The 15,138-nt window shown below is 39.0% G+C and carries 14 protein-coding genes; 9 read left to right on the top strand and 5 right to left on the bottom strand.

The genetic code is table 11. The features are described from left to right. Positions 1-3: 3 nt before the first annotated feature. On the bottom strand, positions 4-1,095 hold the full coding sequence (locus UCH001_RS09280; RefSeq protein WP_067177203.1) for a DegT/DnrJ/EryC1/StrS aminotransferase family protein: 1,092 nt from the start codon (positions 1,093-1,095) through the stop codon (positions 4-6). Between the two features lie 107 nt (positions 1,096-1,202). Here UCH001_RS09280 and UCH001_RS09275 point away from each other — a divergent pair, with 107 nt between their 5' ends. Both UCH001_RS09275 and UCH001_RS09270 read left to right on the top strand, forming a co-directional pair. Further along, a complete protein-coding gene (locus UCH001_RS09275) occupies positions 1,203-1,889 on the top strand; it encodes an SDR family oxidoreductase (RefSeq protein ID WP_067177201.1) in 687 nt (228 codons plus the stop codon). Further along, positions 1,886-2,365, top strand: coding sequence for a DUF1566 domain-containing protein (locus tag UCH001_RS09270; protein WP_067177199.1), 480 nt, complete (start codon positions 1,886-1,888; stop codon positions 2,363-2,365). Before UCH001_RS09275 ends, UCH001_RS09270 begins: the two co-directional genes overlap by 4 nt. Here UCH001_RS09270 and UCH001_RS13280 read toward each other — a convergent pair. Next, positions 2,362-2,526, bottom strand: a complete 165-nt coding sequence (locus tag UCH001_RS13280) for a hypothetical protein (protein WP_173636820.1) — start codon at positions 2,524-2,526, stop codon at positions 2,362-2,364. The genes UCH001_RS09270 and UCH001_RS13280 overlap by 4 nt on opposite strands. Positions 2,527-2,583: 57 nt before the next feature. Further along, complete coding sequence (locus UCH001_RS09265) at positions 2,584-3,144, bottom strand: hypothetical protein (RefSeq protein WP_067177197.1); 561 nt, start codon at positions 3,142-3,144, stop codon at positions 2,584-2,586. A 138-nt stretch (positions 3,145-3,282) separates the two neighbouring features. Here UCH001_RS09265 and UCH001_RS09260 point away from each other — a divergent pair, with 138 nt between their 5' ends. From UCH001_RS09260 to UCH001_RS09230, 7 genes are all read left to right on the top strand, one after another. Next, a complete protein-coding gene (locus tag UCH001_RS09260; protein WP_067177195.1) occupies positions 3,283-5,235 on the top strand; it encodes an exo-beta-1,3-glucanase in 1,953 nt (650 codons plus the stop codon). Between the two features lie 96 nt (positions 5,236-5,331). Then, complete coding sequence (gene alaS, locus UCH001_RS09255) at positions 5,332-7,872, top strand: alanine--tRNA ligase (protein WP_067177194.1); 2,541 nt, start codon at positions 5,332-5,334, stop codon at positions 7,870-7,872. A 9-nt stretch (positions 7,873-7,881) separates the two neighbouring features. Further along, positions 7,882-8,379 carry a hypothetical protein gene (locus UCH001_RS09250; RefSeq protein WP_067177192.1) on the top strand — a complete coding sequence of 166 codons (498 nt, stop codon included), beginning with the start codon at positions 7,882-7,884 and terminating at the stop codon, positions 8,377-8,379. A 1-nt stretch (position 8,380) separates the two neighbouring features. Continuing rightward, positions 8,381-8,932 (top strand): septum formation inhibitor Maf, encoded by a 552-nt coding sequence (gene maf / locus UCH001_RS09245; protein WP_067177191.1) that lies wholly within the window; start codon positions 8,381-8,383, stop codon positions 8,930-8,932. Between the two features lie 6 nt (positions 8,933-8,938). Further along, a complete protein-coding gene (locus UCH001_RS09240) occupies positions 8,939-10,030 on the top strand; it encodes a pyridoxal phosphate-dependent aminotransferase family protein (RefSeq protein ID WP_067177189.1) in 1,092 nt (363 codons plus the stop codon). Beyond that, positions 10,027-10,722, top strand: coding sequence for an ATP-binding cassette domain-containing protein (locus UCH001_RS09235; protein ID WP_231963924.1), 696 nt, complete (start codon positions 10,027-10,029; stop codon positions 10,720-10,722). The genes UCH001_RS09240 and UCH001_RS09235 overlap by 4 nt, the downstream gene beginning before the upstream one ends. Continuing rightward, positions 10,719-12,644: a penicillin-binding protein 1A gene (locus UCH001_RS09230; RefSeq protein WP_067177185.1), complete on the top strand. Its 1,926-nt coding sequence runs from the start codon at positions 10,719-10,721 to the stop codon at positions 12,642-12,644. Before UCH001_RS09235 ends, UCH001_RS09230 begins: the two co-directional genes overlap by 4 nt. Positions 12,645-12,850: 206 nt before the next feature. Here UCH001_RS09230 and glnA read toward each other — a convergent pair whose 3' ends face one another. Together glnA and UCH001_RS09220 are read right to left on the bottom strand one after the other, a co-directional pair. Continuing rightward, complete coding sequence (glnA, locus tag UCH001_RS09225) at positions 12,851-14,281, bottom strand: type I glutamate--ammonia ligase (RefSeq protein WP_067177183.1); 1,431 nt, start codon at positions 14,279-14,281, stop codon at positions 12,851-12,853. A 71-nt stretch (positions 14,282-14,352) separates the two neighbouring features. Next, on the bottom strand, positions 14,353-15,132 hold the full coding sequence (locus UCH001_RS09220) for a histidinol-phosphatase (RefSeq protein WP_067177181.1): 780 nt from the start codon (positions 15,130-15,132) through the stop codon (positions 14,353-14,355). Positions 15,133-15,138: the final 6 nt, after the last annotated feature.

Below are 15,138 nucleotides of genomic sequence, written 5' to 3'. Positions count from 1 at the left end.
AACTTATGCCTTAAGTGCGTTAACAACAAAATCTTGTTGTTCAGTGGTTAAAAATGGACTCATTGGAAGACTCATAATTTCAGTTCCAACTTGCTCGCTAATTGGAAAATCACCTTTTTTATAACCAAGATAGCTTAATGCTTCTTGCAAATGAAGTGGAATAGGGTAGTGAACCGCTGTTGGAACACCTACATCGTTTAGTTTTTGCATAACGCTTTCACGATTTTTAACGCGAATAGAGTACTGTGCGTACATAGAGTTACGATCTTCCATGATTTTTGGTGTGATGACATCCGCACCTGCTAAAAGTTTGGTGTATCGCTCACCCACTTCAACACGTTTTTTGACTTCAGCATCAAAATGGTTCATCTTGACATTTAAAATGGCTGCTTGAATGGCGTCAAGTCTACCGTTGATGCCAATATATTTGTGCTCGTAACGTTTACCTTGTCCATGGTTTAGAATAGACTTCATTTTTGCTGCGATTTCATCATCGTTACAGAAAACGGCACCACCATCACCATAACATCCAAGAGGTTTTGATGGGAAGAAACTGGTACAACCTATGGTGCTGAGGTTACATGACTTTTTGCCTTTGTATTCTGCACCAAAGCTTTGGCATGCATCTTCGATAACGACTAAATTGTGTTTTTTTGCAATAGCGTTAATTGCGTCCATATCCGCAACTTGTCCATACAGAGATACTGGCATAATGGCTTTTGTTTTTGAAGTGATTTTTGCTTCAATGAGTTTTGGATCAATGTTATACGTTGTTTCATCGATGTCAACAAAAACAGGTTTTGCTTTTAAAAGTGCAATCGTTTCAGCAGTTGCAATAAATGTAAAAGGTGTTGTAATAATTTCATCGTCTGGTTGAATGTCAATCGCCATAAGTGCAATGAGAAGTGCATCGGTTCCACTTGAACATGCGTAAGCGTATTTTGCGCCTGTATATTTCGCTAAATTTTCTTCAAGTTTACTGACTTGTGGACCCATAATGAATTGGGTTGAATTTAAAACATCTAAAACTTCTTTGTTTATCTCTTCTTTATAAGCTTCATATTGCGATTTGAGGTCGATAAAAGGGATTTGCATCGTTGAACCTTTGGGTTAAAAATAGCCAATATTTTACTCCAAACATTCTTTTGCGAGGATAAAGTGTTGGTGTGCTATCGTTTCATAACGGATTTTGGAGGTGACAGATGAAGACCGTTTTAGTAACAGGTGTGGCACATGGCATTGGTAAAGCGATTGCGGCGAAATTATCAGAGAAGTACTGTGTTATAGGTATTGATAAAGAGCTACCAGAACACATATTTTGTGATACGTTTTATCAATGCGATCTTAGTAATATGCAAGAATTGCAAGAAACCATTATTCAGGTTAAAAATAGATGCGAGAGCTTATATGGTCTTGTCAATAATGCAGGTATTTTTATCCATAAACCCTTGAAAAATCAGAGCATCCTAGAGTGGGAAAAGATCATCGCGGTGAATCTAACAGCTCCTTATGTTCTCGCCCAAGCATTGTCTCCACTTTTGCATCATGGACACATCATCAATATAGCTTCTACAAGGGCATATATGTCTGAAGCAGGAACTGAGCCTTACTCGGCATCAAAAGGGGGCATGGTGGCGCTGACTCATGCGCTCTCCATCTCTCTTTCAGGCTCGGTGAGTGTTAATTCCATCAGCCCTGGTTGGATCAATACCGATGAGAGTTATGTAGCAACGGTAGAAGAAAAGGCATGGCATGCCAGTGGAAGAGTTGGAAAACCTCATGATATTGCTAAGGTTGTGGAGTTTCTCTTAGAAGATGAAAATGGTTTTATTACAGGCAGTGATTTTGTTGTCGATGGCGGTGTGAGTAAAAAAATGGTTTATCCATGAAAGTATCGCTCTTTTTCTTTTTAGCAACTTTGAGTTTAATGGCAGAGTGTTCATTTAAAACTGCCGCATTGATCGCAAAAGAAGACGAAGTAGTGGATAAAAAAAGTGGCTTAATCTGGCGTCGATGTTCTCTGGGGCAAGAGTGGCACAAAGGCAAAGGCTGTGTCGGTGAAATAGAACTGATAAAGCGTAAAGAGGCAGAAGAACGGGCAAACACACTAGGCAAAGGTTGGCGTATACCTAGCATTGATGAGCTTTTAACATTAGTTGATAAACGTTGTCAAACACCTGTTATCAATATGGCATTGTTTGGAAAGCTCTATGATACAGGAGAAGGTGCAAATTATCTAAGTTCTTCCATTCATCTTGAGGGTGATGAGGTATTACCCACACTTTTTTATACGATAAATTTTATAGATGGTAGTGTGGATGCACATACAAAAGAGTATAGAGGAGCAGTACGGTTGGTGCGTTAAAACTTTTTAAGCGCACAAGGGTGGCAGAGATGTTTTTCATCTTTAGAAACTCTGGCACATTTTTCACAGATAAACTTGGGTTTTGAAACAATTTTGACAATTTTTTTTGCATGCTTTTCAATGTCATCTTTTTTGAGCCCACATAATTTTTTGATTTTCATGCTCACTCCTTCGTTCTAGATGTAATAGTGTAGCATGAAATCAAAAAAAGTCTCTATTTATACTGCGCCCATGATTTTTTTAGAACTTTTACCTTTGTAGCTAAGCACTTCTTCATAACTCATCGCTTTAGCCGTGCAATCTGAGCTTAAAAGCGCGTCATACAGTGCTTCGATTTTCTCGGCATTGTCCATTTTCTTGAGTTCGCCTTTTTCAAGTCCCGATAAATCCAAAAGCTCATTCCATACGGAACTTTCTGCTAAAGAGTACGCATTGATGGTTATGCCCTCATACGAAAATGTGCCGTTTTTATCGAGGTCTGTCACGTAGAGAATAACGAGGGTTTCAGGGGTGAAAAATGCTTTGTATTTTTCAAAAAATGGCTCAAAATGAGCGATGCTATCAAGCTCACATGAAAAAAAAGCAACAGAGCTTTCTTTTGAAACCAGTAACACTTGACGCGCTTGGATTTTGGGTGGTAGCACTCTATCGGGTGAGAGTTGTTTTCCCGCTTCGATGATCAAAGCGCCTCTGTAGCCTACAAGCCCTTGACTGAGCTCTCCACTAAATGAAGGCTGCCATGCAAGATCGTTTTCTTTCATAAACTCTAAAATGGACATGGTATTTCCTTTGTGTGTGATAGTCTGTGTTATACAAGAAGCATTCCGTGAAGCTTTATAAATTAAAATGATATATAAGGTGAACCCTTAAAGACAATTTCTGTATAATCGCGTCATTTTATTATGGAGTCTTCTTTCATGAACCATACGTTTAAAATGATTCTTTTTTACAGTGTCATGTTTATCTCTTTAGGACTTTTTTGGTTTTTGATGGCAAAACCATCGAGTGATCTTATTACCCTAGAGCCAAACGTTAAATTGCAATGTCTCTCTTATGCACCATTTGGCAAAGATGATTCACCTATGGATATTCCAAAAGGCTTTCGTCCCTCACGTGAGCAGATGGAAAAAGACTTAGCAAAACTTTCTCAAATCACCAGTTGTATTCGCTCTTACTCTAGCGTAGGGCTGGAAGAACTACCAGAAATTGCTCGAAAATACGGGCTTAAAATGTGGCTAGGTGCTTGGGTTAGCCCTGATGCAAAGCTCACTAAAAAAGAGATCGATACGATGATCGCTTTAGCCAAAGAGAACAAAGACATCATCGAAACAGTGGTCGTTGGAAATGAAGCGTTGTTACGCCGTGATGTGAGTGCGGCGCAGTTGGTCGGTTACATCGAAGAGGTGAAACGTGCTCTGCCTGATATGGTTGTAACGTATGCCGATGTATGGGAGTTTTGGAACAAACACCCCGAGGTTGCGCCTTCTGTGGATCGTGTGACCATACATATCTTACCGTACTGGGAAGACAAACCTATCAGTGTGGATAAAGCGTTATTGCATGTTAAAAATATTCGCGATGAGATGATTAAAAAAATTCCCGATAAAGAGATCGTCATTGGGGAGACAGGATGGCCTAGTGAAGGGCGTATGAGAGAAGGCTCTTACCCAAGTGCAGTCAATCAAGCCATTTTCACACGTGGTTTCGTCAAAATGGCAGAAGAGGGCGGTTGGAAATACAACTTTATCGAAGCGTTTGACCAGCCGTGGAAACGCATGAGTGAAGGTGCAGTGGGTGGTTTCTGGGGATTATTTGATGCCGATAGAGCTGATAAACACATCTTACATGGTTTTGTCTCGAATTTCCCTAATGCGCTTTGGCTCTTCATCTCTAGTTTTGCACTGAGTCTTGTAGGACTTATTTGGCTGTGGGGTATTCCTACATGTTCATGTAAAAAAGCGCCATATTGGTTTGCTGCGCTCTTTGGTGGCTCTGTTGCGCTTACATGGCAAGCCAATGCTTACTGGATCGTTTCACGCAATAATCTTGAATACGCATGGGCGATTTTATGCCTTAGTGTGGCGTTTGTTTTATGGTTTAAACTTGTACGATTTCTCATCACAGAAGAGTTAGAGATGCGAGGTTCTATGGCACGGTTTTTGGATGTTATAACGCTAAGTGCACCAAAAACAGAGACATTTTGGGAAGATGTATTGCATCTGCTAAGTGTTAGTGTCGTGCTGGTTATGGCGCTTTCGTTAGCCTTTGATGGAAGGTATCTAAACTTTGAGCTAGGAACATTAGGTATTATTGCCACCGTTTATGCGGTTGTGTATGTTTCAACGGAGCGTCAAGAACTGAACGGACTAATGGAAAAAACGAGCGGTCTGATCTTATTTGTAAGCGCTTTAGCTGTTTTATTGCATGAAAGTGCTCGCAATGACTTTGCTCTAAATTGGGTCATTATGGTCATTGTTTTAGGCTCAACGTTGTGGATGTCTCCTTCCAAACTGTGTGGTATTTTTAAAACATTGCTTATTCTGGTTATTGTCGCATTGGCATTTGTACTACTCAAAGAGGGTGTGTATGTGAAAGAGTCATGGGTTGCGGTATGTGCAGCTGATCCATCGCTTGCGATTTGCCAGTTTAGAACAATTTTAGGAAAAGTGATTTATCTTAATTATGTAGGGCTTTCGGGCATTGTTGTTGCCATCTTTAGTGTTCTTTCTGGAAGCTATATTTTGGGTATGTTAGCCATCATTATGGGACTTTTCTGCCTTTTAACGTTCAATGGCTTTTTAGGTGCCATTATCGCCGTTCTTGGTTGGTGGACAGTTGGGTATCGTTTAAGTGAAAAGTGTTCGTTGTAAGTCTCTCTTTCGTAGTGAATTTAGGGTGTTTAATAATACCCTTTAGGTTTTTTCGTTAAAATAGATGAATTTTTGATAATAAAATAGGATGAAAGTATGGATGTTAGAGCCGAGTTTTTAAAGTTTTTTGAACAAAAAGGTCACAAGATTATCGAGAGTTCTCCGCTTGTGCCAGATGACGCGACGCTTCTGTTTACCAATGCAGGCATGGTTCCTTTTAAGAGTGTTTTTACAGGTGAAGTACCTCGTCCAAACCCTCCACGTGCGACAACGTGTCAAACATGTATCAGAGCAGGTGGTAAACACAATGACTTGGATAACGTAGGCTACACTGCACGTCATCATACTTTTTTTGAAATGCTTGGAAACTTCTCTTTTGGTGATTACTTCAAAGAAGATGCCATCTCACATGCATGGGAATTTGTTACAGGAGTGTTAAAGCTTCCGAAAGAAAAACTCTGGGTAACGGTTCATGAGAGCGATGATGAAGCAGAAGCGATTTGGAAAAAACATATCGATGCTAGTCGTATTATGCGTTTTGGCGATAAAGACAACTTCTGGCAAATGGGCGATACTGGTCCATGTGGTCCATGTAGTGAAATCTTCATCGATCAAGGGGCTGAGAATTTTAATACTCCAGAAGACTATATGGGCGGAGATGGCGATAGATTCTTAGAGATCTGGAATCTTGTTTTCATGCAATATGAAAGAGATAAAGCAGGCGTCTTACATAAACTTCCAAAACCTTCTATCGACACTGGTATGGGCTTAGAGCGTGTTACTGCTGTCAAAGAAGGTGTCTTTAGCAATTATGACTCATCATTATTTATGCCACTTCTTAACAAAGTAGCAGAGCTTTGCGGTAAGCCATATGCGTATAAAACAGGTGCAAGTTACCGTGTTATTGCAGACCACATCCGTGCGGTTTCTTTCCTTGTTGCACAAGGTACAACCTTTGGTCGTGTAGGACGTGGATATGTACTTAGACGTATTCTTCGCCGTGCTGTTCGCCATGGGTATCTTTTAGGGCTTCGTGCTCCATTTATGTATCAACTTCTTGATACCTTGTGTGAACTTATGGGCAAACAGTACCCTTACCTTGTTGCAAAAAAAGAGGTTATTGCTGAACAAATTAAAAATGAAGAAGAGAGTTTCTTTACAACCATTGCTTCAGGTTTAGAGTTGTTTGAAAAAGAGTTGCCAAATACCAAAGAGATGTTTAGTGGCGAAGTCGCATTTAAACTCTACGATACCTATGGTTTCCCTCTTGATTTGACCGCTGATATGCTTCGTGAAAAAGGTTTAAGTGTCAATGAAGCAGAGTTCGAGAGCTTGATGGCGGAGCAAAAAGCACGTTCAAAAGCTTCATGGAAAGGCAGTGGAGACAAAGCAACTCAAGGTGAGTTTAAACCACTTTTAGAGAAATTTGGTCTTAACACTTTTGTGGGTTACACTCAAAAAAATGCAACAACAAAAGTATTAGCACTTTTAGATGAGAATTTTAAAGAGGTTCAGAGCCTTGAAGAAAATGGTTGGGTGATGTTTGCACAAACACCATTCTATGCAATGAGTGGTGGTCAAAGTGGTGATGAAGGCGTTATCGAAGGTTACGGTAAAGTACTTGATACAAAGAAATTCTTCGACCTCAATCTTTCACTTGTAGAACTCGAGAAACCTTTACACGTGGGTGATGAGGTAAGTCTTGTTGTTGATCTCTCTCGCCTTGAAATCGAAAAACATCACAGTGCTACACACCTTCTTCACAGTGCACTTCGTAAAGTGCTCGGTGAACACGTTTCTCAAGCAGGTAGCTTAGTAGAAAAAGATAGACTTCGTTTTGACTTCTCGCATCCTAAAGCACTGAGCAATGAAGAAATTACAAAAATTGAAGCATTTGTGAACAGTGTCATTGCCAGTGGTGTTGAAGGTCAGACAAAACTTATGAATGTAGATGAGGCTAAAAACAGTGGCGCTATGGCACTGTTTGGTGAAAAATATGGCTCTGAAGTACGTGTTGTAAGCTTTGGCGATGCAAGCATTGAGCTATGTGGTGGAACACACGTCAGCAATACAGCCAACATCGGAAGCTTTTTTATCTTAAAAGAGAGCGGTGTGAGTGCAGGTGTTAGACGTATTGAGGCAATCTGTGGTAGTGCTGCACTTTCTTACGCTCAAAATTTAAGAGCTGAACTGGAAGCGATTAAAGAGAGTGTTAAACATAAAGAACCACTGATTGGTATCAACCGTTTAAAAGAAGAGATTAAAACGCTTAAAACTGAAGTTGAATCCTTGAACGCTCATGCTGGAAAATCTGTTGAGTCTTTAAACATTAACGGTGTTGAAGTCATTGTTGATGTACTAGGTGCTGGAGATATTAAAGCACGCATCGATGATCTTAAAAATGAGAAAAATTCTGTTGCAGTGTTGTTGCTTCAAGTCAAAGATGACAAAGTAATGATCGCAGCAGGTGTTAAAAATGCTGGCATTAAAGCAGGAGCATGGATCAAAGAGATCGCTCCAATCGTTGGTGGTGGCGGTGGTGGTCGTGATGACTTCGCACAAGCAGGAGGCAAAGATGCCTCTAAAATCGAAGAAGCAAAATCAGCGGCCCTTGCGTACGCTAAATCTGTTTTGTAAGGTTTTTAAATGAGAGATTTTTTCATTGAGATATTTGGAGACTTTAGCAGAATCATTGTTTTTTTACATGTCATCAGTTCCGCATTGCTAATTGGTAGCATGTTTGTGATGCGTTTTGTGATTCAGCCTGTTGAAGAAGATGTTCCTGATGAAAAGATCAAATACAGCAGTTGTATCAATATGATGCGCCGTTACATTCTTTTTTTAGTACCAGTATTGTTGATTATTGTTATAACATCAGTATTTATGCACATCGGACTTGGGTTTAAAGCGGGAAATCCGACCACGTATGTCATGGTACATACGAAAGAGGCTCTTTGGTCGTTTATAACGTTTAACTTTATTTATATGTATTTCAAATACCTAAAAGCCAAAAAAGGTTTAGCCGAAGAAAATTACATTGAAGTGGAAGAGAATGTGATCTTAATGGTCAAATATCTCATTCCACTCAATCTGCTTTTAGCCATTATCTCGGTCTATTTTGGCGTTATTTTACGAGGTTTCTAAAATGCAAACGATTGTTTTAGGTTCTTCTTCTATTACAAGAGCGGAACTTTTGACACGCTTTGGTGTTCCTTTTATTCAAAGAGATGCAGGATTTGATGAAGAGAGCCTTCGCATCAATGACCCAGCACATTTTGTCTATCATGCGACCAAGGGTAAGATGCAAAGTTACCTTGAAACCTATGATTTGGAAATGCCTGTTTTGTGCGCAGACACCGTAGTAACAGCTAACGGAGAGATTTTGCGTAAAGCCAAAGACAAAGAGGATGCAAAGCGCATTTTAAAAGCACAAAGTGGCAACACAGTGAGTATTCTGACATGTATGATTTACAAATCAAAAACCTGCGAGTTGATTGATCTTTCAAGTACGGATTATCTCTTCTTACCTTTTGATGAACAATTGCTTGATGCGTATTTACAAAGCGATGAGTGGCGAGGAAAAGCAGGAGCATGTATGGTAGAGGGATTTTGTAAATCTTATATCAAAGAAGTGCGTGGCTTAGAAAGTACTGCTATGGGGCTGAGTGTTGAGAAACTTCTACCTTTCTTAACGTAACGATTCATGTATAAAAACGAACTTCAAGCCATCACAAAATCAAATCGTTACCGAAGCCGTAAGCTTTATAGTGATGATTTAGCGGATTTTAGCTCAAACGATTATCTAGGGTTTGCCCAAAATCAGGCTCTTTTTGAGCGCTCTGTTGCGCAAGTATCACTGTATAAAACCCATGCTCCTAAAGCGTCTATTTTAGTCAATGGTTATCATCCTATTCATCAAGAATTTGAAGATTTTCTAATCCGCCACAATGGCTTTGAAGCAGCCCTAGTGTGTGGTAGTGGCTTTTTAGCCAATTTTTCACTCATTGAAGCCTTGCCTCGAAAAAAAGACCTGCTCATTTTAGATGAAGAGTACCATGCTAGCGGTATGGTGGCTTCTAAAACGGTGGATGCTGAAGTGTTGACATTTGCACACAACGATACCAACCATTTAGAAAGCCTCATCAATACCCATAAACACAATCGTATCATTATTGCGGTTGAGGGCATTTACTCCATGAGTGGGGACCTTTTAAATAGAGAAATTTTTGATGTGGCTGATCGTTACAATGCTCTTTTGATTGTTGATGAAGCGCACAGTGTAGGTATTTTAGGAGAAAATCTCAGAGGCGTGTTTGATCTTTTTGGTATTACGCCTAAAGATAATCACATCAAAATGGGAACACTCGGTAAAGCATTAGGCAGTTATGGTGCGTATATTTTATGCTCTCATCACATTGCGGAGTTTTTACAAAATCGTGCAAAAGCGATTATTTATACCACAGCCCCTTCGCTCTTTGATATCGCTTTAGGCTATCAGGGATTACTCTTTATTTTAAAATATAGAGAAAAACTAAAAGCAGAGATCAAAGCACGACAAGCTATTGTACAAAAGAGCTTGGGAATGAACATTGAAGGGTTGATTTGTTCTTATCCTTTAAAAGAAGACTCTAATGCTTTGAGTGTTCAGCAGCACTTAATTGATGAGGGATTTTTAGTAGGGGCTATTCGTCCACCGACAGTTCCAAAGCCTATTTTGAGGCTTATCCCAAGGTTAGGTGAGAGCACAGAAGCGTTAGAAACATTATGCCATCTGATTCAAAAGGAGAACTTTTGAGTTTTACGTGTAAACAACTTCTGATTAAAAGTAAAGAGAAAACATTGGTTGATGTTGCTTTTTCTTTTGAGAAGTCGTTTGCGCTTATTGGTGAAAGTGGAAGTGGTAAAAGTTTAACACTGAAAGCATTGTTGGGAATGTTGCCTCAAGAACTCTATTCATTGTTAGAGTATGATGCTTCTTATGCTCTAAAACGAGGGCAAAGCATTGCATTTGTACCACAAAATCCGTTTACAGCACTCTCGCCACTTACTAAAATAGAAAAACAATTTATGGCGTCACGAGAGCAAGCACAAAAGTACTTGCGTATGGTGGACTTAGAGATTGATTTTTTAGACCGCTTTCCTTCTGAGCTAAGCGGTGGACAATTACAGCGTCTTATCATAGCGATGGCATTGTCGATTGAGCCACGTTTGTTGTTATTGGATGAGCCTACAACAGCGCTGGATGAAGAGAGTAAAACAACGGTACTGGATTTAATTAACACATTACAAAAAGAGTGTGGATTTGATCTTTTATTTGTAACACACGATATTGGAACCATCGAGCATTTATGCGAAGATGTAGGCATTATTAAAAGTGGTAAAATCATTGAAGCTGGTTTAACCAAAACAATTTTAAATGACCCAAAAGAAGCATATACAAAACAGCTTTTGGAGTCTGGATTTAGACAAAGGAGTTTTAGAACGTGAAATATATTATGACTATTTTAACAATGCTCGGTTTTGCAGTATTGATGGCAATTATCTTTTTGTACGCGCAAATTCGTTTTGATGCTTATAAAATTATTGATTATACACCCAAATTAACTACACAAATTTACGATAGAAATGGTGAATTGGTTGCCAATCTTTTTGATGATGAAAACAGATTGTATGTTGATTTTAAAGATATTCCTGCGCGTGTTATCGAAGCATTAATCGCAACTGAAGATACTTCATTTTTCGAGCACAATGGAATTAACATTGAAGCTATTTTTAGAGCACTTATTAAAGATATTCATGCGATGAAAATGGTTGAAGGTGCAAGTACTATCACTCAACAGTTGATCAAAAATACCGTTTTAACGCGTCAAAAAACATTAACTCGTAAACTCAATGAAGCGATTTTAGCGTATACGGTAGAGTCATCTTTAACTAAAGAGCAGATTTTAGAGCGTTATTTCAACCATGTCTATTTTGGGCATGGGTATTATGGTATTAAAACTGCAGCACAAGGGTATTTCAACAAAACATTGGATGCGTTAACCATTAAAGAAATTGCAATGCTTGTAGGTCTTCCAAAAGCGCCAAGCTCGTATGACCCAACACGTCATATGGATCTTTCTTTAAGCAGAGCAAATCAAGTTGTCAATCGTCTTTATACACTGGGTTGGATAAGTGAAGCAGAATACACAAAAGCAACACTAGAACATCCTATGGTGTATGATGAGACACTAACACGCAATAAAGCACCGTATGTTGTGGATGAAGCCATTAAGAGCTTAGGGGCAGAATATGAAGACATCAAAAAAGGTGGATATAAAATTTATCTTAGTATCGACCTTAAGCTCCAACAGTTAGCGCATGAATCACTCAATGTCGGATATAAAGGTATGGTATCTCGTCTTGGAAAAGATGTCAATAGCAGTGAACTCAATGGTGCGATGGTCGTTATGGAGAATGGCACTGGCAATGTTTTAGCCCTTGTCGGCGGTGTGGATTATGCAAAAAGTAGTTTTAATAGAGCAACGCAAAGTAAACGCCAACCAGGTTCGAGTTTTAAACCTTTCTTGTATCAAAAAGCTTTAGATTGGGGGTATTCGCCACTCTCAGAAATTCCAGATATCTCACGAACATATGTCAATAGTGAAACGGATGAGACATGGACACCAAAAAACTATGAAAATGACTTTGAAGGTTTGATTACACTCAAAGAAGCACTAGTGCATTCACGTAACCTTGCCACCATCAACCTTTTATCACTCCTAGGGCTCGATACTGTCTATAAAGAGCTTAAAAAAGATGGATTTAAAAGTCTGACGATGGATCTTTCTATAGCGCTTGGAAGTTTTGGTGTTTCACCACTTGAGTACAGTAGCTTTTACTCTATGTTCCCAAATTATGGTGTAAGAACAGATCCTCTATTGGTAAAAAAAGTAATCAATCGCCAAGGTGTTGAAAAAGTGTATGAAGCAAAAACTCAAACCATTACTTCTCCAAAACAGAGTTATTTAATGATTGATATGATGAAAGAGGTTGTTAAGAGAGGAACAGGACGAAATGCTCAAGTTCCGGGCATTGAGATAGCTGGTAAAACAGGTACAACCAATAGCAGTGTGGATGTATGGTTCTGTGGTTTTTCTCCTGATATCGAAGTCATTACATGGTATGGAAATGACAACAATACACCACTCAAAAAAGGTGAAACAGGTGGACGTGCAGCGGCACCAGCCTTTAAACATTTTATGACAAAGTATGTAGAATTGCATCCAGAAACAACACGTGAATTTAAAATGCCAGAAGGTGTCAATGCGCGTAAAGTAGATGGCACAACAGAGTTCTTTACAGATGTCTCTCCATTTCCTAAAACCAATACAAAGCAACTCAAAGAAGAGGGTGGGTTGATATTCTAATGAAGTAAGGGAAAGCTTCGTAGTACGTTGTAGTGCGGAGTTTTTCAAGTCTTGCAATGCTATCTAAAATTTAATTCTACCTCGTAGAGGCAAGCTTCAGTACATAGAGCAGTGTAGCTTTTCAAGCTTTGCTTGGAAAGCGTTTAGAAATAAAAAAAGGGGTGAAGGGCTTTCGCCCCTCACCCCTTAAAGTAACTTTTAAAAGACTAGCAAGAGAATACAGTTTTGAATTCAAACGCTGTTGGTCTAGCTTCATCTGGCCAAACTTGAGTTTCAAATTTGTAGTGTTGGTATGTATCGATAAACTCTTTTGTCATAACTGGTTTAAGGTACTCATTGTCACGAATAAGTGCTTCAAGTGATCCTCTTAGAGTGTGAGGCATTTGGTTGATACCTTTTTCTCTAATTTCATCGAGTGTCAATTCAAATAAGTCTTCATCCATTGGTCCAACAGGCTCAGTTTTAGTGTTGATACCATCAATACCTGCAAGAAGCATAGAAGCAAATGCAAGGTAAGGACATGAAGTTGAATCTGGGAAACGCATCTCAACACGAACAGATTTCTCGCCTGCACCGTATGGAATACGGCATGAAGCTGAACGGTTCTGCATAGAGTATGTAAGAATTGAAGGAGCTTCAAATCCTGGGATAAGACGTTTATATGAGTTAGTTGATGGGTTTGTAAATGCTGCAACACTTCTAGCGTGTTTTAAGATACCACCGATGTACCATCTTGCCATATCGCTAAGGTTAGCGTATTCGCCAGCTTTATAGAATAAGTTTTTACCATCTTTCCAGATTGATTGGTGAACGTGCATACCGCTACCATTGTCACCATAAAGTGGTTTTGGCATGAAAGTTGCAGTTTTTCCATTAAGGTGAGCAACCATTTTTACAACATATTTGTATTTTTGAACGTTGTCCGCTGCTTCGATAAGTGTACCAAATTTAACACCGATTTCGCCTTGTCCTTGAGCAACTTCGTGATGTACAACGAATACTTCAAGTCCAACTTGCTTAAGTGTTTGTACCATTTCAGCACGTAAATCTACCATAGAATCGATTGGTTGAACTGGGAAGTAACCACCTTTTGTGCCTGGGCGGTGACCTGTGTTGTAACCATCAACATAATTTTTAGCGCTATTCCATGCACCTTCTTCTGAATCAACTTCATAGTAAGAACAGTTAATATCATCTCTGATTTTTACATCATCAAAGATAAAGAATTCATTTTCTGGTCCAAAGTAAGCAACATCACCAAGTCCTGTTTCAGCAAGGTATTTCAATGTTTTTTTAGCGATACTTCTTGGGCATTTCTCGTATAAGTCACCTTTATAGATATCGAAAACATCACAGAATACAACAACAGTTGAGTCCGCTGTAAATGGATCTAAAAATGCTGTTTCCGCTTCTGGCTTAAGGAGCATATCTGATTTGTTAATTGGTTGCCAATGTTCAATAGATGAACCATCAAATGGGATACCATTTGCAAAAGAATCTGCACTAATAGCTTCCATAGTATATGTAAGGTGGTGCCATGTTCCTTTCATGTCAGTGAAACGAAAATCGACAAATTCAACTTCATTGTCAGCACAGTATTTGAAAAACTCTTCAACACTGTTTACGAACTTACCCATGTTGTAACTCCTAAATTTTAAATTTTAGTAATTTTATCAGATTGAACTGAAAATAAGATTGCCTAGACTGCTTAAAAATTAACCAATATTCGATCTCTGCTTTCAAAAGTTGCACATTTTTTATACCCATATGCTTTTGCAACCTCTCGAAGTTCTTCTTGCTGATACCCGATGTGGCTCATAGCGTGTGCATCTGAACCAAATGTAATAGGAATGTCATGTTCTGCTATGAGTTCTAAAAGAGGATTACTTGGGTACTGTTCTCCTACAGGTTTACGGTAGCCTGCAGCGTTGAGTTCAATAGACATATTTGCCTTTTTTATAGCTTTAATAGCCTCTTGAGCTATGAGTCTTACATCTTTTTTAGGTAGGTAATTAAATACTTTAATGAGATCCAAATGCCCTACAATATCAAAGAGTCCACTTTTTGCCATAAAGGTAATTGCTTCAAAATAACGCTCCCATACTTCATCAATATTTTTGGTGCGATATTCTCCTATAAATTCGGGATTATCAAATCCCCATGAACCCAAATAATGTACAGAACCGATAAAATAATCAACGTTTCGTTGAAGGACGCGTTCATCGATGTAGCCATCTAAAAAATCAACTTCGTAGGCCAATAAAATCTTGATCTGCCCTTTGTATTTATCTTTGAGTGCCAAGACCTCTTTTTCATAGTTTTCCATCTCATGAAAGCCCATACGATAGGCTTCATCAAAATTCATAGGCGCATGATCGGAAAAACCAAATACATCTATTTTTTTAGCAATAGCCGCTTGAATGTACTCTTCCATACTTCCTTCTGCATGGTTACATAAAATGGTATGGTTATGTAGGTCAATGATCATAATCGC

It is taken from the genome of Sulfurospirillum sp. UCH001 (assembly GCF_001548035.1).
In the GTDB taxonomy this organism is placed as follows: Bacteria; Campylobacterota; Campylobacteria; order Campylobacterales; family Sulfurospirillaceae; genus Sulfurospirillum.
Note: the sequence above shows the minus strand (reverse complement) of the source record. Positions and strands in the feature narration are given on the sequence as shown.

Excerpts from the sequence above, each read along its gene's own strand:
- UCH001_RS09270 (WP_067177199.1), top strand. The coding sequence starts at position 1,886 with ATGAAAGTATCGCTCTTTTTCTTTTTAGCAACTTTGAGTTTAATGGCA.
- UCH001_RS13280 (WP_173636820.1), bottom strand. The coding sequence starts at position 2,526 with ATGAAAATCAAAAAATTATGTGGGCTCAAAAAAGATGACATTGAAAAG.
- UCH001_RS09275 (WP_067177201.1), top strand. The coding sequence starts at position 1,203 with ATGAAGACCGTTTTAGTAACAGGTGTGGCACATGGCATTGGTAAAGCG.
- UCH001_RS09265 (WP_067177197.1), bottom strand. The coding sequence starts at position 3,144 with ATGTCCATTTTAGAGTTTATGAAAGAAAACGATCTTGCATGGCAGCCT.
- UCH001_RS09260 (WP_067177195.1), top strand. The coding sequence starts at position 3,283 with ATGAACCATACGTTTAAAATGATTCTTTTTTACAGTGTCATGTTTATC.
- UCH001_RS09280 (WP_067177203.1), bottom strand. The coding sequence starts at position 1,095 with ATGCAAATCCCTTTTATCGACCTCAAATCGCAATATGAAGCTTATAAA.
- glnA (WP_067177183.1), bottom strand. The coding sequence starts at position 14,281 with ATGGGTAAGTTCGTAAACAGTGTTGAAGAGTTTTTCAAATACTGTGCT.
- maf (WP_067177191.1), top strand. The coding sequence starts at position 8,381 with ATGCAAACGATTGTTTTAGGTTCTTCTTCTATTACAAGAGCGGAACTT.
- alaS (WP_067177194.1), top strand. The coding sequence starts at position 5,332 with ATGGATGTTAGAGCCGAGTTTTTAAAGTTTTTTGAACAAAAAGGTCAC.
- UCH001_RS09220 (WP_067177181.1), bottom strand. The coding sequence starts at position 15,132 with ATGATCATTGACCTACATAACCATACCATTTTATGTAACCATGCAGAA.
- UCH001_RS09250 (WP_067177192.1), top strand. The coding sequence starts at position 7,882 with ATGAGAGATTTTTTCATTGAGATATTTGGAGACTTTAGCAGAATCATT.
- UCH001_RS09240 (WP_067177189.1), top strand. The coding sequence starts at position 8,939 with ATGTATAAAAACGAACTTCAAGCCATCACAAAATCAAATCGTTACCGA.